We start from the raw sequence: 18,247 nt of genomic DNA, 5'->3' as shown, positions 1-18,247 counted from the left end.
CATCGCGTCCCGCCGCAAGGCCGGCTGGATATTTGGATGAAGAAGAAAAGGGGGGCGTCAGTCCCCCAGCCCGACCAATGCGCGGGCGAAATCGCGCGCGTCAAAGGCATCCAGATCGTCGATCTGTTCGCCGACACCGATGGCATGGATCGGCAGGCCAAAGCGGTCGGCCAAGGCGACCAGCACGCCGCCGCGCGCGGTGCCGTCCAGCTTGGTCATCACAAGCCCCGAAACATCGGCAAGTTTCTGGAAGGTCTCGACCTGGCTCAGCGCGTTCTGGCCGGTCGTTGCGTCCAGCACCAACAGGGTGTTGTGCGGGGCCGAAGGGTCCTTCTTGCGGATGACGCGAACGATCTTGGCCAGTTCCTCCATCAGGTCCTGACGGTTCTGCAGGCGTCCGGCGGTGTCGATCATCAAAAGATCCGCGCCCTCGGCCTCGGCCCGGTTCATCGCGTCAAAGGCAAGGCTTGCGGGGTCCGAGCCTTCGGGCGCGGTCATCACTGGCACTCCGGCGCGCTTGCCCCAGACCTGCAACTGCTCGACCGCCGCCGCGCGGAACGTATCGCCGGCCGCGATCACCACATTCTTGCCCGCTGCCTTGAACTGGCTGGCAAGCTTGCCGATGGTCGTGGTTTTGCCTGAGCCGTTCACGCCCACCACCAGCACCACCTGCGGCCGCTTGGGATAAACCGGCAGCGGCTTGGCGACCGGGGTCATGATCCGCGTGATCTCGCCCGCCAGAAGTTCCTTGAGCTCGGTGGCTGAGATGCGGCGGCCGATGCGCCCCTCGGCGATATTGGCGGTGACGCGCAAGGCAGTCTCGACGCCCATATCGGCCTGGATCAGCATCTCTTCGAGCTCTTCCAGCATCGCATCGTCCAGCTCGCGCCGGGGCTCGGCCTCGGTCGTGCGGCCAAAGATGCGCCCCAGCATGCCCGGACGCGCCGCAGCCGCGTCAGGAACCGAGGCAGGGGCGGGCGCTGCAACCGGCGCCTCGGGCACCGCCACATCCTCGACAGCGCCTTCGGCAACGATATCGTCCAGTCCCGCCCCGATCTTCGACGAGGACCGCGTCAGCCGGTCGCGCAGCTTCGAGAAAAACGACATGCACCCAATCCTTTTTGTCTTTCGCGCAGAACCTAAGCAGTCTCGCCGGAAAGGAAAAGGGCGCCCATCGGACGCCCCATTCTTTCATGCCGAAATATCCCGGGGTGTGGGGCAGAGCCCCACGACGCCAGAACTCAAGCCTCGAATTCAGGCCTTGCCCAGATAGATGTCGACCAGCTTCTGCAGCATCTCCAGCGCATCCTCGCGCGAACGCTGGAAGCTGTTGCGCCCGATGATCGAGCCGTTGCCGCCGCCGTCGCGGATGGCACGCGCATCGTCAAAGACCGCGTCCGCACCCTTGGCGGCGCCGCCCGAGAAGACGACGATGCGGCGGCCGTTGAACGAGGCTTCCATGCAATGCGCCACGCGCTTTGCCTGGGTCGCGACGTCGATCTTCTTGTCCTCATAGACCTTTTTCGCTTCGGGCAGCATCAGGTGATCCGTGGAAAGCTTGATCTTGATGATATGGGCGCCGATCAGCGCGGCGATCTGGGCGGCATAGGCCGCGACATCGATGGCGGTCTCGCCGTCCTTGGTGATCGCCTCGCCGCGCGGATAGGACCAGATGACGGTCGCCACGCCCTTGGCGGCGGCTTCCTTGCGCATCTCGACGATCTCTTCGAACATGTCCAGCGCCATGTCCGAGCCCGGATAGATGGTGAAGCCGATGGCCGCGCAGCCCAGACGCAGCGCGTCATCGACCGAGGCGGTGATGGCCTGATTCTTGCCCGCCGTGTTCGACATCAGCGAATTCGCGGAGTTCACTTTCAGGATGGTCGGGATCTGGCCGGCAAAGGTGTCGGCGCCGGCCTCGATCATGCCCAGGGGCGCGGCATAGGCGTTCAGCCCGGCATCGATGGCCAGTTGATAATGGTAATGGGGGTCATAGCCGGCCGGGTTCGGCGCAAAGCTGCGCGCCGGGCCATGCTCGAAACCCTGATCGACCGGCAGGATGATCATCTTGCCGGTGCCGGCCAGCTTGCCGGTCATCAGCATGCGCGCGAGCTGCGCCTTCACGCCGGGGGTTTCCCCCTCGTAATTGGCCAGGATCTTGCGGACGGTGTCGGTCATCGGCATCGGAGGCTCCATTTTGTTTGCTGGCTGCTTAGCAGACCGGCGGGCAAGGGCAATCAGGGTTGCGCTAACGGGAACCCCAGAGCCGCGCCAGAGTTGAAAAAAGACCAGTATGGGGGAAATGTCATGGCCAATGAAGATCCTGACAGCATTCCGGAACAATTCCGCCAGAACCGGCCGTTCTTCATGGTTTTCGCTCTGGCGATCGTGATCGCGGTCGGCGCCTTCCTTTACGTCCTGTTCTCGGATGCCGAGGAAAGCGATGTCGGGCGCAACATGCCGCCCGCGACAGGCACATCCGCGCCAGCGCCAGCCGCGCCGGCGACGAACTGAGCGGAAGATGCAAAAGGGGGCCGCGCGGCCCCCTTTCGGTTTCGATGCGAAAGACGCCTCAGCGCTTTTTCAGCGCCGCGACGCCGGGCAGGGTCTTGCCCTCCATCCATTCGAGGAAGGCGCCGCCGGCGGTCGAGATATAGGTGAAATCATCGGCGACCCCGGCCTTGTTCAGCGCCGCCACCGTATCGCCGCCCCCGGCGACCGAGATCAGCTTGCCCTCGCGCGTCAGCCTTGCCGCGGCCTGCGCCGCGGCATTGGTCGCGGCGTCAAAGGGCGGGATTTCAAAGGCACCCAGAGGGCCGTTCCAGATCAGCGTGCGGCAGCCCTCGAAGACTTCGGTGATCGCGTCCACGGTCTGCGGCCCGGCATCAAGGATCATCGCATCGGCGGGGCATTCCTCGTCGGGCAGGATCTCATGGGCGGCGCCGGCCTTGAACTCGCGCGCCACCACCACATCGACGGGCAGATGGATCTCGCAGCCGGTCCTGGCGGCCTTTTCGAGGATCTCGCGGGCGGTGTCGGCCATGTCGCGTTCGGCCAGCGACTTGCCGACCTCGGCGCCCTTGGCGACCATGAAGGTATTGGCCATGCCGCCGCCGATCACCAGATGATCGACCTTTTCGATGAGGTTGGACAGCAGGTCGAGCTTGGTTGAGACCTTGGCGCCGCCGACCACGGCGACGACCGGGCGCTGCGGATTGCCAAGGGCCGCGTCCAGCGCCGTCAGCTCGGCCTCCATCAGCCGGCCGGCGGCGGCGGGCAGCAGATGCGCCACGCCCTCGGTTGAGGCATGAGCGCGATGCGCGGCGGAAAAGGCGTCATTGACATAGATCTGGCCCAAGGCCGCCAGCGAGGCAGCACAAGTCGGATCGTTAGTTTCCTCGCCCGGATAGAAGCGGGTGTTTTCCAGCAGCAGCACATCGCCGGGTTTCAGATCGGCGACGGCGCGCTTGGCGGGGCCGCCCACGGCCTCGTCCGAGAATTTCACCGGCTGGCCAAGCGCGGCCTCCAGTGCCGGCAGGACGATTTTCAGGCTCATGGCATCGACTCGTTTGCCCTTGGGACGGTCGAAATGCGCCATCAGCACCGGAATGCCGCCCTTGGCCTGAATATCCTTGATGGTCGGCACGATCTTTTCGATCCGGGTCGCGTCGGTCACCTGTCCGTTTTCGACCGGAACGTTCACGTCCACGCGTACGAGCACGACCTTGCCGTCAAGGTCGAGGTCGTCGATCGTGTTGAAATCCGCCATGTCACATCCTTTCGTGATCGGCCGTCGCCCCTTGCGCGGTTTTCCCGCTGATCGCGGCCCTGCGCGGTTTTCCCGCATCATGACATTCTCGTCAACCGGCACGAGAACCGTGCCCGGCGGCAAGCTGCGCATCGCGCCCGGCGTTGTCTGATCGGTCCGAAAGGCTTAAGTCTGCGCCGAGGCTTTCACCAAGGAGAACCCCATGGCCGAGATCAAGGATCCCGAAAACACCGTCATCATCGAGCTGAAGGACGGCCCGGTGGTGATCGAACTGCTGCCCGACGTGGCCCCCAAACATGCCGAGCGGATGAAGGAACTGGCCCGCGCCGGGAAATACGACAATGTGGCCTTTCACCGCGTGATCGACGGCTTCATGGCCCAGACCGGCGATGTGGAACATGCCAATATGGAAAACAACTACAATCCGGGCCGTGCGGGCACGGGTGGCTCGGACCTGCCGGACCTGCCGGCCGAGTTCTCGCGCCTGCCCCATGACCGTGGCACGCTGGGCGCTGCGCGCTCGATGAACCCGAACTCGGCCAACAGCCAGTTCTTCATCAACTTCAAGGATAACCATTTCCTGAACGGGCAGTACACGGTCTATGGCCGCGTCATCGACGGCATGGAGCATGTGGACAAGATCGTTCGCGGCGAGCCGCCGGCGAATCCGGACCGCATGATCTCGGTCAAGGTGGCTGCCGATGCTGAATAAGTTCCTGATCCCCGCCATGGTTCTGGCTGCGGGTGCCGCGCAGGCCGAGGGTCTGCCGGGCGTCTCGGACGGCCCCGGCCCGAATCTGGTGATCGAGGTTGCCGACAGCGCCGGTCAGTCCAAGGGCAAGATCGTGCTGGACCTCTACAACGACAAGGCCCCCAAGCATGTCGAGCGTCTGCTGACGCTGGCGAAATCGGGCGCCTATGACGGGGTGGTGTTCCATCGCGTGATCGACGGCTTCATGGCCCAGACCGGCGACGTGGAATTTGGCAAGCATGGCAGCGATACCGCGCGTGCGGGCATGGGCGGCTCGTCCATGCCGGACCTGCCGGCCGAGTTCAACGATGTGAGCTTTCAGGCCGGCACCGTCGGCATGGCGCGTTCGCAGGACCCCAACAGCGCCAACAGCCAGTTCTTCATCGACCTGGCCCCGGCGACCTTCCTTGACGGGCAATATACCGTGGTCGGTCAGTTGGTCGACGGCTGGGACGTGCTGAACGCGGTGAAAAAGGGCGATCCAGCCGCCAATGGCGCCGTGGTCGACCCCGATCACATGCTGAAAGTCACGGTCGAGGAATAAGCGGCATCGCCGCGCGAATTGGCCCCGTGCAGCCGCGCGGGGCTTTTTCATGCCTGCATGCTGATGCCGCACATGCGAATTTGCCGCATTCCCGCGCCAAAATTCCGCAGGCCATGGACAGCGGCCTGCGCTGTGCTTACTCGCCCGCATATGTTGACACGCAAATCCCTTCCATACTGGATCACGGCGCTGATCGTCGCCCTTGCCGCGTTTTGGCTTTTGTGGATCGGGCGCGAGCCGATCTGCAAATGCGGCTATGTCAAGCTCTGGCACGGCGAGACCATGAGTTCCGAGAATTCGCAGCATCTGGCCGACTGGTACACGCCCTCGCATGTCATCCACGGGCTGCTGTTCTATGCCGGACTGTGGCTGGTGGCGCGGCGACTGTCCCTTGGCGGGCGGCTGGCCATCGCCACGCTGATCGAGGCGGCATGGGAGATCGTCGAGAATTCGGATGCGGTGATCGAGCGCTATCGCGCCGTCACCATCTCGCTGGATTATTACGGCGACAGCGTTCTGAACTCGGTTGCCGATATTCTGGCGATGATGCTGGGCTTTTTCCTGGCCTCAAGGCTGCCGGTCTGGGCCTCGGTTGCGCTGGTCATTGGCTTTGAGGCGCTGACCATGTATCTGATCCGCGACGGGCTGGCGCTGAACGTGCTGATGCTTATCTCGCCGCTGGATGCGGTCCGCGACTGGCAGGCGGCGCTGCCGCGCTAGGAATGGGGGCAGGGATGACCACGCTTTATATCGACGCCGATGCCTGCCCGGTCAAAGCCGAGGCCGAGCGGGTGGCGACCCGCCTGCGCCTGCCGATGGTGCTGGTCTGCAATGGCGGCTTGCGGCCCTCGGCCAATCCGCTTGTGTCGCTGGTCATCGTGCCCGAGGGGCCGGATGTCGCTGACCAATGGATCGCTGAGCATTGCGGACCGGGGGATGTGGTGGTGACCTCGGACCTGCCTTTGGCCGATCGCTGCATCAAGGCCGGTGCGCAGGTCATCCAGCACAATGGCGAGGTGCTGACCCAGGCCAATATCGGCCCGCGGCTGGCGACGCGCGACCTGATGCAGGATCTGCGTGCGTCGAACCCGTTCATGCAGGGCGGCGGCGCGGCATTTTCCAAGGCGGACAGGTCGTATTTCCTGCAATCGCTGGACCGGGTGATGACGGCAGCACAGCGCCTGGACCGCAGTTGAAAAGGGCCGGGGTTTCCCCCGGCCTTTCGCTTATCCCACCTGCACCATGCGGTGCTTTTTCTTTCCGACCGAGACCTTCAGCCCGTCCCCGATCAGCGCCGCATCCACGGCGAATTGCGGGTCGCTGACCGGCTCGTTGTTCAGCCGCAGCCCGCCCTCGGCGATCAGGCGCTTGGCTTCCTTGCCCGATGCGGTGATGCCGGTCTGGGTCAGCAATTGCACCACCGCCAGCGGCAGCGCATCGGCGCCGATCAGCGCAATCTCAAGATCGCCGCCGGCGCCGCCTTGCTCAAAGACCTCGCGCGCGGTGGCTTCGGCCGATGCGGCGGCCTCGGCCCCGTGCAGAAGCGTCGTCACCTCATTGGCGAGGATGATCTTGGCGGCGTTGATCTCGGAGCCGGAAAGCGCGCCAAGACGGTCGCATTCCGCCACCGGCAGCTCGGTATAAAGCTTGAGGAAGCGGCCAACATCTGCGTCCGTGGTATTGCGCCAGAACTGCCAGAACTCATAGGGCGACAGCATGGCGCCGTTCAGCCAGACCGCGCCGCCCTGCGACTTGCCCATCTTGCGCCCGTCCGAGGTGGTCAGCAAAGGCGAGGTCAGACCCCAGATCTCGCCCTCAAGCACGCGGCGGGTCAGGTCGATGCCGTTGACGATATTGCCCCATTGGTCGCTGCCGCCCATCTGCAACCGGCAGTCATAGCGCCGGTAAAGCTCAAGGAAGTCATAGGCCTGCAGGATCATGTAGTTGAATTCAAGAAAGCTCAGCGACTGTTCGCGATCCAGACGCGACTTGACCGATTCAAACGACAGCATCCGGTTGACGCTGAAATGCCGGCCGATATCGCGCAGGAAATCCAGATAGTTCAGGCTGTCCAGCCATTCGGCATTGTTCAGCATCATCGCCCGGCCATTGCCGTAATCCAGATAGCGGGCAAAGACCTGCTGCATGCCGTCGATATTGGACTGGATGGCGTCGGGGGTCAGCAGCGGGCGTTCCTCGCTGCGGAAGCTGGGGTCGCCCACCTTGGTGGTGCCGCCGCCCATCAGCGTGATCGGGCGGTTGCCGGTCTTTTGAAACCAGCGCAGCATCATGATGTTCAGCAGATGCCCGACATGCAGGCTGGCCGCCGTGGCGTCATAGCCGATATAAGCCGTGACCGGACCGTTGATCAGGGCGTCATCCAGCGCCTGCAGATCGGTGCAGTCCGCCAGATAGCCGCGCTCCGTCATGACATGGAGGAATTCGGATTTGGCACGGTAGGTCATGGGCTGTTCCTTTCGAATGGCGCGGATATACCGGGGGAAAGGGCAAAGGGAAAGCCATGAGACAGGGAATGCTGCGCGCATTGGGGATGATGTCGGGCACCTCGCTGGACGGGGTGGATGCGGCGATCATTGAGACCGACGGCGCACGTATCGCAGCATTCGGGCGCAGCGCCTATCGCGCCTATTCGGATAACGAGACCGCGGTTCTGCACGCAGCCCTTGGGCAATGGCCGGGCGGCCCTGTCGTGCCCGACGCGGCCAACCTCTCTGTCGCCGCCCATGCCGCGCTGGCCGAGGATTTCCCCGAGGCCGAGCTGGTCGGCTATCACGGCCAGACGCTGGCCCATGATCCGGGCGGGCGGGGCACCCATCAGGCGGGCGATGGTGCGGCGCTGGCGCGGCGGCTGGGCCGTCCGGTGGTCTGGGATTTCCGCAGCGAGGATGTGCGTCGGGGCGGCGAGGGCGCGCCGCTTGCGCCCTTCTTTCACTGGGCCTGCGCCGAATGGGCGATGGGGCAGGGGCTGCTGCCTTGCGCACCGGTGGCCTTCTTGAACCTTGGCGGGGTCGGGAACCTGACATGGGTCGATCCCGCCGCCCCGGCACCCGAGTCGCCGGGCGCCTGCATCGCCTTTGATACCGGCCCGGCAAATGCACCGCTGAACGACCTGATGCGCGCCCGCCGACAGGCCGCGCGTGACGAGGGCGGCCGGCTGGCTGCCGCGGGGCAACCCGATGAGGGGATCATTGCGCGTTTTCTTGAGCATCCGCATTTTGCCCGGTCCTTGCCGAAATCGCTGGACCGGGATGCCTTCCCGGGGCTTGGGCACGATGTCCGGGATCTTTCTGACGCAGATGCCGCAGCGACCCTGACCCATGCGGCGGCGGCGGCGGTGGCGGCGGGGGTGGCGCTGTTGCCGCGCCCGCCCGAACTGGTGCTGGTCTGTGGGGGCGGGCGGCACAATGCGGCGATGATGGCGGCGCTGGCCGGGCGGCTCGATGCCCGCGTGGCTCCCGTCGAAGAGGCGGGGCTGGATGGCGACATGCTGGAGGCACAGGCCTTTGGCTGGCTGGCGGTGCGGGTCTTGCGCGGGCTGCCGACCTCGGGTCCCGGGACGACGGCGGCACCGGGGCCGGTTTGCGGCGGGCGCATCAGCCATCCGCGCGGGTGCTGAGCGCCCCCTGCGCGGGTGATTTCGGCGATGTGAACGCATGCCATGCAAAAGCTCGGGAACGATGCGGCGCATGGCGACGTTTGCCCTTTATGCGAAGACCGATCCCCAAAGGATGCGGCCATAAAAGACCGGACTGCCGAAAAGGACCTTGCCCATGAAATCTCTTGTCATCGCCGTGACGGCTCTGGCGCTTGCGGGGACTGCCATCGCGCAGACCGAACTGCCGAAGGCGCCCGTTCCCTCGACCGAACAGCAGGTTCAGGATGCGGCGAAGGCGGCGGATCAGGCGGCCGATACGGCTGCGGCGGCAGCCGAGACTGCGGTGTCCGAGGCAGGGGCCGCAGCCGAGAAGGCGGCGGATGAGGCAGCGGATGCAGCGGCCCGGGCCGGTGATGCGGCGGCGCAGGCTGCCAAAGGGGCAAGCGAGGCCGTGGCAATCGAAGCGACCGATGCGGCAAAGCAGGCGGCCGAAGAGGCTGCCGCGGCTGCCGACAAGGCCGCCGCCTCGGCCAGCAAGGCGGCCGATGCCGCCGCAGATGAGGCAGCCAAGGGCGCGACAGAGGCCGAGGACGCGGTCGAGGGCGCAGCCGATCAGGCGACCGGCGAAATGGCCGAGGGTGAACCCGTCGCGCCCCCCGTCATTGCCCCCGACGTGAATGCCCCGGCGATCTCCGAGGCCGATCCGGGCGTGCTGGGCAGCTGGGTCACCAGCCGCAATATCTGGACGACCAACCAGCCCTCGACCACAGTCTGGGTCGATCCCGCGCTCGATCAGCGCCCGGCGGAATGGCAGAACATCGCCAAGATCAACGACATCGTGCTGGGCGATTCGGGCGAGCAGGTCGTCGGCTATATCGCCGATATCGGCGGCTTTCTGGGCATCGGCGCGAAAAAGGTCCTGTTGGGGCCGGATGCGATCCACCTGCTGACCATTGGCGACGAGACGTTCTTCGCCACCAACTACACCAAGGAAGAACTCGAGGCGCTGCCCGATTTCGACGAAAAGACCGTGCGCAAGTAACGTCTGCCTGCAGCGCTTGTCATGGTCTGGGGCGTCCCTATTGGGGCGCCCCGCATTTTTTCCCAATATCGGTCTTGACGGGCACCGCCCCCATGCGTAAACCCCCTCGCACCCCGGACGGCGATCCGGGCACATGGTCTGCGCGGTTGTAGCTCAGTCGGTTAGAGTACCGGCCTGTCACGCCGGGGGTCGCGGGTTCGAGCCCCGTCAACCGCGCCAGAACCATGAACATCGCCGGAAACGATGCGCGGTTGTAGCTCAGTCGGTTAGAGTACCGGCCTGTCACGCCGGGGGTCGCGGGTTCGAGCCCCGTCAACCGCGCCATTTTCCAGCCTTGAAGTGATCAGGCGCCCTTGTGGCGCCTTTTATGTTTACGCTGGGGCAACTTGGGTTCGGCAGGGGCTTTTCAACCCGATTCAATTCCCTATGCTGACCAGCAAGTACGACGGAGGATGTCATGGCACGCGGAATCGATTACGGCGGAATGATGCACCGCGCCATGCAACGGCTGATCGCCGAGGTCCTGCAGGCGGTCGCGACCGAGGGCCTGCCGGGCGACCATCATTTCTTCATCACCTTCGATACCCGCGATTCGGATGTCGAGATGGCGGACTGGCTACGCGAGCGCTATCCCGAGGAAATGACCATCGTCATCCAGCATTGGTTCGAGAACCTCGAGGTCACGCCCGAAGGCTTCCGCATTACCCTGAATTTCGGCAATTCGCCCGAGCCGCTTTACGTCCCCTTCGACGCGCTGCGCACCTTTGTTGATCCTTCGGTGGAGTTCGGCCTGCGCTTTGAAAATCACGACGATGACGACGACAGCGACGAGGACGAGGACGAGGACGACGGCGATCTTGAGCTGGACGACGAGCCCGGCGAAGGCCCCAAGGGCGGGGCCGAGGTCGTCAGCCTGGACAAGTGGCGCAAGTAGGCCGCCCGGCCGCCCTTTCACGGCATGAGACAAGGCGGTCCCGGCGCGAAAGGCGCGGGGCCGCTTTTTCGTTCCGCGCCCCGGCATTTCAACCTCTCGACCGTGAGCGCTAACTGCATACATTCGTATACTGATTGCGAATCCGCCACGTCACGGCTAAAAACGCCGCGAAACCGTGAGGGATATTTCACATGACCAAGACCCGCACCGAGACCGACAGCTTCGGCCCGCTCGAGGTTCCCGCCGACAAATACTGGGGCGCGCAGACCCAGCGCTCGATCATCAACTTTCCCATCGGCTGGGAAAAGCAGCCCGTGGCCATCGTGCGCGCGCTTGGCGTGATCAAGCAGGCGGCGGCGCAGGTGAACATGGCGACCGGCAATCTGGATGCGGAACGCGGGCGTGCGATGGTGCAGGCGGCCTCCGAGGTTGTCGCGGGCAAGTTCGACGACAACTTCCCGCTGGTGGTCTGGCAGACGGGTTCGGGCACGCAGTCGAACATGAACGCCAACGAGGTGGTCTCGAACCGCGCCATCGAGATCATGGGCGGCGAGATGGGCTCGAAAAAGCCCGTCCACCCCAATGACCATGTGAATATGGGGCAGTCCTCGAACGACACCTTCCCGACCGCGATGCATGTCGCCATCGCCATGCAGGCGCGCGACGTGCTGATCCCCGGTTTGGAAAAGCTGCACAAGGCGCTGGTCGCCAAGGCCGAGGAATTCAAGGATATCATCAAGATCGGCCGCACTCATACGCAGGACGCAACGCCCCTGACCTTGGGCCAGGAATTCGGCGGCTATGCCCATCAGGTCGAAAAGGGCATCGAGCGGGTCAAGCTGGCGCTTGGCGACATCTATGAGCTGGCGCAGGGTGGCACCGCCGTCGGCACCGGGCTGAACACCAAGAAGGGCTGGGACACAGCGATTGCCGCCGAGATCGCCAAGATCACCGGCCTGCCTTTTGTCACCGCGCCGAACAAGTTCGAGGCGCTGGCCGCGCATGATGCGATGGTGTTCTTTTCGGGCGCGCTGAAGACGGTCGCGGGATCGCTGTTCAAGATCGCCAATGACATGCGTCTGCTGGGTTCGGGGCCGCGTTCGGGTCTGGGCGAACTGATCCTGCCGGAAAACGAACCCGGCTCGTCGATCATGCCGGGCAAGGTGAACCCGACCCAGGCCGAGGCGCTGACCATGGTCTGCGCCCATGTCATGGGCAATGACGCGGCCATCGGTTTTGCCGGCAGCCAGGGCCATTTCGAGCTGAACGTCTATAACCCGATGATGTCCTATAACGTGCTGCAATCCATGCAGCTTCTGGGCGATGCGGCATCGTCATTCACCGACAACATGGTCGTGGGCACGCAGGCGAATATTCCGCGCATCGACAAGCTGATGAAGGAATCGCTGATGCTGGTCACGGCCTTGGCGCCGACCATCGGCTATGACAACGCCACCAAGGTCGCCAAGACCGCCCACAAGAACGGCACCACCCTGCGCGAAGAGGCGATTGCGCTTGGTTTTGTCGATGGCGAGACCTTTGATCGTGTCGTGCGTCCGGAGCTGATGGTCGGTCCCGAGGACTGAGCATCGTGACCGGCGCCGGATCGGGCAAAGTCATCAACTTGCGGGCGGCGCGGAAATCCGCCGCCCGCGACGCCGCCCGTGCGGCAGGCGATGCGAATGCGGCGAAATTCGGCCGCAGCAAGGCGCAAAAGCGGGTTGAAAAGGCCGATGCCGACCGCGCCGCCCGGCATCTGGACGGGCATCGTCGCGACAAGAGCAAGGAGCACGGCGATGACTGAGGCATTTGTCCTGCCGGCCATGTCGGCCCCGGTCAAGCGGTCGGTGACCATTGGCGGGCATCGCACCTCGGTCAGCCTTGAGGAGCCCTTTTGGCGCGAGCTGAAGCTGATCGCGCGCCGACGCGGCGAAACCACCGCCACGCTGATCGCCCAGATCGACCACCGCCGCCCCGCCGATGTCGGGCTGGCGACCGCCTTGCGGCTTTATGTGCTGTCCGAGTTGAGGCAAATGCTTGCAGCCCCGGACCCGGCTGACTAAAAGCGCCAGCGATACATTTCAAAGGATCTGGAAAGCACCATGGCAGGCCATTCCAAATGGGCCAATATCCAGCATCGGAAAGGGAAGCAGGACAAGCTTCGTTCCAAGCTGTTCTCGAAACTGGCCAAAGAGATCACCGTCGCCGCCAAGATGGGCGACCCCGACCCCGACAAGAACCCGCGTCTGCGTCTGGCGGTCAAGGAAGCCAAGTCGAATTCCGTCCCCAAGGACGTGATCGACCGCGCCATCAAGAAGTCGCAGGGCGGTGACGCGGAAAACTATGACGAGATCCGTTACGAGGGCTACGGCCCGAACGGGATCGCCATCATCGTCGAGGCAATGACCGACAACCGCAACCGCACTGCCTCGAATGTGCGCAGCTATTTCACCAAATATGGCGGCGATATGGGGCAGACCGGCTCGGTCAGCTTCATGTTCGACCGCAAGGGCGAGATCATGTATCCCGCCAGCGCCGGTGACGCGGATACGGTGATGATGGCCGCGATCGAGGCCGGGGCCGAGGATGTCGAAAGCGACGAGGAAGGCCACTGGATCTATACCTCGGACACCGATCTGGGCGAGGTTTCGGCCGCGCTTGAGGGGGCCTTGGGCGAATCCGAGACCGCCAAGCTGATCTGGAAGCCGCAGGCCCCGACCGAGATCACCGATCTGGAAACCGCGCAGAAGCTGATGAAGCTTCTGGATGCGTTCGATGAAGATGACGACGTTCAGAACGTGACCGGCAATTTCGACCTGTCGGATGACGTGGCCGCCCAGCTTTGAGGCCGGTGCCTCCGGCGGGGATATTTGAGTGAAGAAGAAATCAGGGTCGCAGGTCTTCTGCGGCCCTTTTTCGTATCGCGCCGGTCAGGGAGGCCAGTGCGGGGCGGATGGCGCGCTGGACGTGCCAGTAAAGCGCGATATCGAGCGGCAGGTCGGGGGCCAGATGCGCAAGGCGGTTTGCGGCGAGGGCAGGGGCGGCCATGCTGTCGGGGATCATGCCCCAGCCAAGGCCCAGTTCGACGACGCGGGCAAAGGCCTCGGAGGCGGGGACCTGATGGCCGCTCAGGTGCAGTTTCGTGCCGGTGAGCGATTCTGCCCAGCGGCTTTGGGCGGCGTCCTTCATGTTGAAGATGACCGACGGCGCCCGGCGCAGCGCGGCTTCGGTCACGCCATCCGGGAAATGCCGGGCGATGAATGCGGGCGTTGCCAGCGCGTGATAGCGCATGTGCCCCAGCGCATAGGCGTCGCAGCCCGGCACCGGCTCGGGGTCGGAGCTGATCGCGGCCGAGACCTCGCCCTTGCGCAGCCAGTCGCGGGCATGGTCCTGATCGTCCACCACCAGGTCATAGATCACGTCAAGCGCCGTCATCACCCGCGGGAACCATGTGGCCAGGCTGTCGGCATTGACTGCCAGCCGCAGCGTGGCCGGGGCGGCGCCGGGATCCGTCCCCAGCGCCTGTTCCAGCACCCGCACCTGATCGAGATGCTGCATCAGCCGCAACCCCATGGCCGTGCCGCGCGCTGGCGGACCGCGATGGATCAGCACCTCGCCCATGCGTTCCTCAAGCCCCTTGATGCGTTGCGAGATCGCCGAGGGCGTCACGCCAAGTGCCGCCGCCGCCGCCTCGAACGAGCCGCGGCGGATGATTTCGGCAAGGGCGGCAAGGGCGGCATAGTCGAGCATTAAGTTTCACTTAATCTGGGTAATTTATTTTAGTTTGTCTGAATACGCGCCTTCGGGCAAGAGAGGGGCAACAGAAAGATCGCATAACGGAGCGTGCCATGAGTGCCTATCTTGCCGGTTTCGGAACCAGCCTGTCGCTGATCGTCGCCATCGGGGCGCAGAACGCCTTTGTGCTGAAACAGGGCCTGTTGCGGCACCATGTCTTTGCCACCTGCGCCTTTTGCGCGCTGTCGGATGCGCTGCTGATCACGGCCGGAGTGATGGGGGCGGGGGCGATCGCCTCAAGCGCGCCATGGTTTCTGGAGGTGATGCGCTGGGGGGGCGTGATCTTTCTGCTGGCCTATGGCGCCAAGGCGTTTCTGGCCGCGTGGCGGGGCGGCGCGGCGCTGAAGGCCGGACAGGGGGCGGCGAGCCTTGGCGCGACGTTGGCGGTCATTGCCGCGCTGACCTGGCTGAACCCGCATGTCTGGCTGGATACGGTGGTGCTGCTCGGCTCGATTTCCTCGGGCTGGCCGGACAAGACCGGCTTTCTGATCGGGGCGGTTTCGGGGTCGATCATCTTCTTCTTTGCGCTGGGTTACGGGGCAAGGCTGCTGGCGCCGGTCTTTGCCAAACCCATCGCCTGGCAGGTGCTGGATGTGCTGGTCGGGCTGGTGATGTGGTCCATCGCGCTGGGGCTGATCCTGCACGGCTGAGCTTGTATCGGGGCGCGATAGCGGGCATGCCGGTCGGATGACCGACATGCCCGCTTCCGCGTCCCGCAGTGATCTGGCCGGTATCCTGTGGATGCTGGCCACGGGCCTGTGCTTTGTTGCCGTGAATGGCACCGTGCGCTGGCTGGGCGTGGCGCTGCCCGCGGCCGAGGGCGCCTTCATCCGCTTTGCCTTTGGCCTGATCTTCCTGATCCCGGTGCTGGTGCCGGCGCTGCGGCAGGGGTTCTCGCCGCGGATCTGGCGGCTGTTGATCCTGCGCGGGGGCCTGCATGTGCTGGCGGTGGTCCTGTGGTTTTATGCCATGGCCCGGATCACCGTGGCCGAGGTGACGGCCATCGGTTTTCTCAATCCGATTGTCGTCACGCTGGGTGCGGCGCTGCTGATGGGTGAGCGGATCTCTTGGCGGCGAGCGCTGGCCATTCTGGTGGCGTTGACCGGGGCGATGATCGTGCTGCGTCCCGGCATCCGCGAATTGCAGGCCGGGCATCTGGCGCAGCTGGGCGCGGCTTTGGCCTTTGGCAGCTCGTATCTGGTCGCGAAACGCCTGTCCGAAGCGCTGCCCGCGACGGTGGTGGTGGCGATGATGTCGCTGACTGTCTGTATCGGGCTGGCGCCCCTGGCGGCGCTGAACTGGGTGCCGCCCAACCTGGAACAATGCGCGGTGCTGGCGGGAACGGCGCTTTTCGCGACCGCCGGCCATTATGCGATGACGCGGGCCTTTGCCTCGGCACCCCTGACCGTGACGCAGCCGGTGGTGCTGCTGCAACTTCTATGGGCGGCGCTTCTGGGGGCGCTGGTCTTTGGCGAGCCGGTCGATATCTGGGTCATGCTGGGAGGCGCCATCATGATCGGCGCCATCTGTTATATCACCTTGCGCGAGGCGCGGCTGCGGCGGCGCGCGGCGCCCGGGCCTCATGTCCTGACGCGGGGCCGCAACTCCTCGTGATCTCATCCGGGAGATGCCGCGCCATTGCCGGAATGACGGCTGGAGGGCTGTCACTGCCGCGCATCGATGATGCGCGAGGCGACGCCGATGATCTGGTCCTCGCGGCCCTTCAATGTCTCGGCCAGCGCCTCGGCGACCGAATTGACGCTTTCGTCGCGCGGCCGGCGCAGGTCGAACAGCGGCGTTTTCGACAGGATCGCGATGACCTCGGACTTGCCGTAATCGCCCTCGGAGACCTGGACGGCAAGGCGGCTGGCATCTTCTTTCAGCTGCTCGAGCGACCACAGCACCCGCACCCGCCGGATGCCGTTATCGACCTGGCCCAGATCGTCCACCATCGCGTCGGTCTGGTTGATGTTTGGCAGGACGTGAAAGACCTTGCCGGTATTGTCCACGACCATCACCCATAGCGATGCGCCGGTGATATTGGCGGGAAACTGGATATCGACGACCGGGTTGTCGCCGGTCTGGAAGACGCCGGTCAGCGCGGCCTCGCCGGTCGCGCCGCGCCCCAGCCAGATCGACATCGCGCCAGCAGGGACGGGCGGCAGGACCGACCGGATCCGGCACAGATCCTCGTTCAGGACCTGCGCCTGAATCTCGAGGCTGCGGTCGCCGATCACCGGGGCGAGGGTGGACCTGATCGTTTCGGCGTCCTGCGGCCGGGCAAGGGATCCCGTCAGGGTGATGGTGTCGAGCAGCGCGAATTCGCCGGGCTGATCGGCCGGGGCGGTCAGCGCGCCGCAGGTGGCCAGACGGTCGAGATATGGCTGCAACGCCGCCCAGCCCAGCGTCTCCGGCCCGGCGACCAGCTCGGCCTGCAGCGTCATCCCCCCGGGTGAAGGCCATTCCGCCAGCCCGGCCTGCATCGCATCGCGCGTCGCGGTATCGGGTGCGATGCCGGCCAGTCTGGCGGTGTTGCCGGTCACGGATATCTCCCAGCGGGACAGCGGCGCGGCCAGCGCGAGCAGCTTTGCCACATCCCCGGGCCAGGTCTTGTCGGGCATGCCGGTCGCAAGGGTCAATGCGTTCTCGGGCGGGGGGCTGCCCGAGGCGTCGCGGAATGCGTTGCGCAGGGCGGCGGCGGTTTCGCCATCGGGCGCATTGCCGGTCAGCGTTCCACCCGCGCCGGGAACAAGGCTTGCCGTCAGAAGATAAGGGTTGGCCTCGGGCAGGGCTGGGGTGAAATAGCCCGTCGCCCACAGCCCACCCGCGACCGCCAGCGCCGCCGCAAGAGCGGCCGGCAGCAGCAGGCGCCGCTTTTTCCTGCCCGATTCCGCAGGTTTGTCACGCTGCGTGTCGGGTTTAAGCCAGCGCTCCAGCCGCTCCAGCGCCTCGGCCGCGCTTTGCGGGCGCCGCGCCGGGTCGGGGTCGGTCAACCAGTCGATCAGGTCCTTGAGCGGCGCGGCGAGCCCGGAAGTGTCGAGCGCCCGACGCTTGAAGCGGACCACCTCGCCGGGGCTTGTGCCGACCCGCGGCACCTCTTCGCGGGCGGCGGCCAGCAGCAGGGCACCAAGCCCGTAGAAATCCGACCGGTAATCCGCCTTGCCATCCAGCTGCTCGGGCGCGGCATATTCGTATTTTCCGGCAAACTCGTTGCCGACAATGGTGCGCGCGCCGGCAGCGGTATCCTTCGCGATGCCGAAATCGATGATCGTCGCACGCTCCGGCCTGCCGTCGCGCAGGATGATGTTGTCGGGGGACAGGTCGCGATGCACGATGCCCCGGCCATGGGTCGCGGCCAGCCCTTCCAGAACCCGGTGCGCGACGATCATCAGCGCCCGATCATCGAGACGGCGTTCCAGCATCACCTGATTGAGGGATGGCCCCTCGATATGATCCATCACCAGGAAAACCTGACCGGAATCCGATCGCGAACATTCCGAATAACGCACAACGGCATCATGGATGATGTTGCGCATCTGTTCTTCGCGTTTCATCAGATCAAGATAATCGGCATTTGCTGAAAATTGCTGATTCAGCGCCTTGATCGCGACATCCCGCTCGACGACCTGGTTATGGGCGAGATAGACCTCTCCGGTGCCGCCGCGGCCAAGTATCCCTATGATTTCATAGGTGTTATTCAGGATCTGGCCGGGCTTGAAGATGTCTGATGGCAAGGGGTCTTTCATCACATCGGCTCCGTCAGAAGTTTTCTTGCCAAAACTGTCGCTTCAAGATG

General features: G+C 64.8%; 20 protein-coding genes and 2 tRNA genes. 16 read left to right on the top strand and 6 right to left on the bottom strand.

Features of this window, described 5'->3' with window-relative positions; translation table 11 throughout:
• Window positions 1-57: 57 nt before the first annotated feature.
• Both ftsY and DFP89_RS02350 read right to left on the bottom strand, forming a co-directional pair.
• Window positions 58-1,107: a signal recognition particle-docking protein FtsY gene (ftsY, locus tag DFP89_RS02355; RefSeq protein WP_114347754.1), complete on the bottom strand. Its 1,050-nt coding sequence runs from the start codon at window positions 1,105-1,107 to the stop codon at window positions 58-60.
• Window positions 1,108-1,254: 147 nt separating this feature from the next.
• Entirely contained in the window at window positions 1,255-2,184 is a 930-nt protein-coding gene (locus tag DFP89_RS02350; protein WP_114347753.1) for a class I fructose-bisphosphate aldolase, read from the bottom strand.
• A 123-nt stretch (window positions 2,185-2,307) separates the two neighbouring features.
• On the opposite strand from DFP89_RS02350, the gene DFP89_RS02345 reads away from it, so the two are divergent.
• Window positions 2,308-2,514, top strand: a complete 207-nt coding sequence (locus DFP89_RS02345; RefSeq protein WP_114347752.1) for a hypothetical protein — start codon at window positions 2,308-2,310, stop codon at window positions 2,512-2,514.
• Window positions 2,515-2,572: 58 nt separating this feature from the next.
• Here DFP89_RS02345 and DFP89_RS02340 read toward each other — a convergent pair whose 3' ends face one another.
• Window positions 2,573-3,769, bottom strand: coding sequence for a phosphoglycerate kinase (locus DFP89_RS02340; protein ID WP_114347751.1), 1,197 nt, complete (start codon window positions 3,767-3,769; stop codon window positions 2,573-2,575).
• Window positions 3,770-3,971: 202 nt separating this feature from the next.
• Here DFP89_RS02340 and DFP89_RS02335 point away from each other — a divergent pair, with 202 nt between their 5' ends.
• The 4 genes from DFP89_RS02335 (at window position 3,972) to DFP89_RS02320 (ending at window position 6,260) form a co-directional block, all read left to right on the top strand.
• Window positions 3,972-4,481, top strand: coding sequence for a peptidylprolyl isomerase (locus DFP89_RS02335; RefSeq protein WP_114347750.1), 510 nt, complete (start codon window positions 3,972-3,974; stop codon window positions 4,479-4,481).
• Window positions 4,471-5,064, top strand: a complete 594-nt coding sequence (locus tag DFP89_RS02330) for a peptidylprolyl isomerase (RefSeq protein WP_114347749.1) — start codon at window positions 4,471-4,473, stop codon at window positions 5,062-5,064. The genes DFP89_RS02335 and DFP89_RS02330 overlap by 11 nt, the downstream gene beginning before the upstream one ends.
• Before the next feature lie 150 nt (window positions 5,065-5,214).
• A complete protein-coding gene (locus DFP89_RS02325) occupies window positions 5,215-5,784 on the top strand; it encodes a DUF2585 domain-containing protein (RefSeq protein WP_114347748.1) in 570 nt (189 codons plus the stop codon).
• Window positions 5,785-5,798: 14 nt separating this feature from the next.
• The gene (locus DFP89_RS02320) at window positions 5,799-6,260 is read left to right on the top strand and encodes a YaiI/YqxD family protein (RefSeq protein WP_114347747.1); all 462 of its coding nucleotides are present in this window, start codon (window positions 5,799-5,801) and stop codon (window positions 6,258-6,260) included.
• A 30-nt stretch (window positions 6,261-6,290) separates the two neighbouring features.
• Here the strand turns inward: DFP89_RS02320 and tyrS are convergent, their stop codons facing one another.
• Window positions 6,291-7,529 carry a tyrosine--tRNA ligase gene (gene tyrS / locus DFP89_RS02315; RefSeq protein ID WP_114347746.1) on the bottom strand — a complete coding sequence of 413 codons (1,239 nt, stop codon included), beginning with the start codon at window positions 7,527-7,529 and terminating at the stop codon, window positions 6,291-6,293.
• A gap of 56 nt (window positions 7,530-7,585) precedes the next feature.
• Between tyrS and DFP89_RS02310 the strand changes: the two genes are divergently transcribed.
• The 9 genes from DFP89_RS02310 to DFP89_RS02270 all read left to right on the top strand — a co-directional run bounded on the left by DFP89_RS02310 (window position 7,586) and on the right by DFP89_RS02270 (window position 13,502).
• The gene (locus tag DFP89_RS02310) at window positions 7,586-8,701 is read left to right on the top strand and encodes an anhydro-N-acetylmuramic acid kinase (protein WP_245948569.1); all 1,116 of its coding nucleotides are present in this window, start codon (window positions 7,586-7,588) and stop codon (window positions 8,699-8,701) included.
• Between the two features lie 154 nt (window positions 8,702-8,855).
• Window positions 8,856-9,722, top strand: a complete 867-nt coding sequence (locus tag DFP89_RS02305) for a hypothetical protein (protein ID WP_114347744.1) — start codon at window positions 8,856-8,858, stop codon at window positions 9,720-9,722.
• Between the two features lie 142 nt (window positions 9,723-9,864).
• Window positions 9,865-9,941: transfer RNA gene (locus DFP89_RS02300), tRNA-Asp, on the top strand.
• 28 nt (window positions 9,942-9,969) lie between these two features.
• Window positions 9,970-10,046, top strand: a tRNA-Asp gene (locus DFP89_RS02295).
• A 133-nt stretch (window positions 10,047-10,179) separates the two neighbouring features.
• The gene (locus DFP89_RS02290) at window positions 10,180-10,656 is read left to right on the top strand and encodes an SspB family protein (RefSeq protein WP_114347743.1); all 477 of its coding nucleotides are present in this window, start codon (window positions 10,180-10,182) and stop codon (window positions 10,654-10,656) included.
• A gap of 191 nt (window positions 10,657-10,847) precedes the next feature.
• Complete coding sequence (fumC, locus tag DFP89_RS02285; protein WP_114347742.1) at window positions 10,848-12,242, top strand: class II fumarate hydratase; 1,395 nt, start codon at window positions 10,848-10,850, stop codon at window positions 12,240-12,242.
• A gap of 5 nt (window positions 12,243-12,247) precedes the next feature.
• Window positions 12,248-12,460 carry a DUF4169 family protein gene (locus tag DFP89_RS02280; RefSeq protein ID WP_114347741.1) on the top strand — a complete coding sequence of 71 codons (213 nt, stop codon included), beginning with the start codon at window positions 12,248-12,250 and terminating at the stop codon, window positions 12,458-12,460.
• Window positions 12,453-12,719: a ribbon-helix-helix domain-containing protein gene (locus DFP89_RS02275; protein WP_114347740.1), complete on the top strand. Its 267-nt coding sequence runs from the start codon at window positions 12,453-12,455 to the stop codon at window positions 12,717-12,719. Before DFP89_RS02280 ends, DFP89_RS02275 begins: the two co-directional genes overlap by 8 nt.
• Before the next feature lie 39 nt (window positions 12,720-12,758).
• A complete protein-coding gene (locus DFP89_RS02270) occupies window positions 12,759-13,502 on the top strand; it encodes a YebC/PmpR family DNA-binding transcriptional regulator (protein WP_114347739.1) in 744 nt (247 codons plus the stop codon).
• 40 nt (window positions 13,503-13,542) lie between these two features.
• On the opposite strand, the gene DFP89_RS02265 is transcribed toward DFP89_RS02270, so the two are convergent.
• Window positions 13,543-14,406 (bottom strand): LysR family transcriptional regulator ArgP, encoded by an 864-nt coding sequence (locus tag DFP89_RS02265; protein ID WP_114347738.1) that lies wholly within the window; start codon window positions 14,404-14,406, stop codon window positions 13,543-13,545.
• Between the two features lie 98 nt (window positions 14,407-14,504).
• On the opposite strand from DFP89_RS02265, the gene DFP89_RS02260 reads away from it, so the two are divergent.
• Together DFP89_RS02260 and DFP89_RS02255 are read left to right on the top strand one after the other, a co-directional pair.
• Entirely contained in the window at window positions 14,505-15,101 is a 597-nt protein-coding gene (locus DFP89_RS02260; RefSeq protein WP_114347737.1) for a LysE/ArgO family amino acid transporter, read from the top strand.
• Between the two features lie 37 nt (window positions 15,102-15,138).
• Window positions 15,139-16,065 carry a DMT family transporter gene (locus tag DFP89_RS02255; protein ID WP_181870213.1) on the top strand — a complete coding sequence of 309 codons (927 nt, stop codon included), beginning with the start codon at window positions 15,139-15,141 and terminating at the stop codon, window positions 16,063-16,065.
• Window positions 16,066-16,115: 50 nt separating this feature from the next.
• Here DFP89_RS02255 and DFP89_RS02250 read toward each other — a convergent pair whose 3' ends face one another.
• Entirely contained in the window at window positions 16,116-18,197 is a 2,082-nt protein-coding gene (locus DFP89_RS02250) for a serine/threonine protein kinase (RefSeq protein WP_114347736.1), read from the bottom strand.
• Window positions 18,198-18,247 lie beyond the last annotated feature (50 nt).

It is taken from the genome of Paracoccus lutimaris, assembly GCF_003337565.1.
Classification (GTDB): Bacteria; Pseudomonadota; Alphaproteobacteria; order Rhodobacterales; family Rhodobacteraceae; genus Paracoccus; species Paracoccus lutimaris.
The sequence above is the reverse complement of the archived record's forward strand: the minus strand, read 5'-3'. Positions and strand labels throughout refer to the sequence as shown.

What these genes read in the sequence shown, in the direction of transcription:
- ftsY (WP_114347754.1), bottom strand. Translation starts at nt 1,107, where the DNA reads ATGTCGTTTTTCTCGAAGCTGCGCGACCGGCTGACGCGGTCCTCGTCG.
- DFP89_RS02350 (WP_114347753.1), bottom strand. Translation starts at nt 2,184, where the DNA reads ATGCCGATGACCGACACCGTCCGCAAGATCCTGGCCAATTACGAGGGG.
- DFP89_RS02345 (WP_114347752.1), top strand. Translation starts at nt 2,308, where the DNA reads ATGGCCAATGAAGATCCTGACAGCATTCCGGAACAATTCCGCCAGAAC.
- DFP89_RS02340 (WP_114347751.1), bottom strand. Translation starts at nt 3,769, where the DNA reads ATGGCGGATTTCAACACGATCGACGACCTCGACCTTGACGGCAAGGTC.
- DFP89_RS02335 (WP_114347750.1), top strand. Translation starts at nt 3,972, where the DNA reads ATGGCCGAGATCAAGGATCCCGAAAACACCGTCATCATCGAGCTGAAG.
- DFP89_RS02330 (WP_114347749.1), top strand. Translation starts at nt 4,471, where the DNA reads ATGCTGAATAAGTTCCTGATCCCCGCCATGGTTCTGGCTGCGGGTGCC.
- DFP89_RS02325 (WP_114347748.1), top strand. Translation starts at nt 5,215, where the DNA reads ATGTTGACACGCAAATCCCTTCCATACTGGATCACGGCGCTGATCGTC.
- DFP89_RS02320 (WP_114347747.1), top strand. Translation starts at nt 5,799, where the DNA reads ATGACCACGCTTTATATCGACGCCGATGCCTGCCCGGTCAAAGCCGAG.
- tyrS (WP_114347746.1), bottom strand. Translation starts at nt 7,529, where the DNA reads ATGACCTACCGTGCCAAATCCGAATTCCTCCATGTCATGACGGAGCGC.
- DFP89_RS02310 (WP_245948569.1), top strand. Translation starts at nt 7,586, where the DNA reads ATGAGACAGGGAATGCTGCGCGCATTGGGGATGATGTCGGGCACCTCG.
- DFP89_RS02305 (WP_114347744.1), top strand. Translation starts at nt 8,856, where the DNA reads ATGAAATCTCTTGTCATCGCCGTGACGGCTCTGGCGCTTGCGGGGACT.
- DFP89_RS02290 (WP_114347743.1), top strand. Translation starts at nt 10,180, where the DNA reads ATGGCACGCGGAATCGATTACGGCGGAATGATGCACCGCGCCATGCAA.
- fumC (WP_114347742.1), top strand. Translation starts at nt 10,848, where the DNA reads ATGACCAAGACCCGCACCGAGACCGACAGCTTCGGCCCGCTCGAGGTT.
- DFP89_RS02275 (WP_114347740.1), top strand. Translation starts at nt 12,453, where the DNA reads ATGACTGAGGCATTTGTCCTGCCGGCCATGTCGGCCCCGGTCAAGCGG.
- DFP89_RS02270 (WP_114347739.1), top strand. Translation starts at nt 12,759, where the DNA reads ATGGCAGGCCATTCCAAATGGGCCAATATCCAGCATCGGAAAGGGAAG.
- DFP89_RS02265 (WP_114347738.1), bottom strand. Translation starts at nt 14,406, where the DNA reads ATGCTCGACTATGCCGCCCTTGCCGCCCTTGCCGAAATCATCCGCCGC.
- DFP89_RS02260 (WP_114347737.1), top strand. Translation starts at nt 14,505, where the DNA reads ATGAGTGCCTATCTTGCCGGTTTCGGAACCAGCCTGTCGCTGATCGTC.
- DFP89_RS02255 (WP_181870213.1), top strand. Translation starts at nt 15,139, where the DNA reads ATGACCGACATGCCCGCTTCCGCGTCCCGCAGTGATCTGGCCGGTATC.
- DFP89_RS02250 (WP_114347736.1), bottom strand. Translation starts at nt 18,197, where the DNA reads ATGAAAGACCCCTTGCCATCAGACATCTTCAAGCCCGGCCAGATCCTG.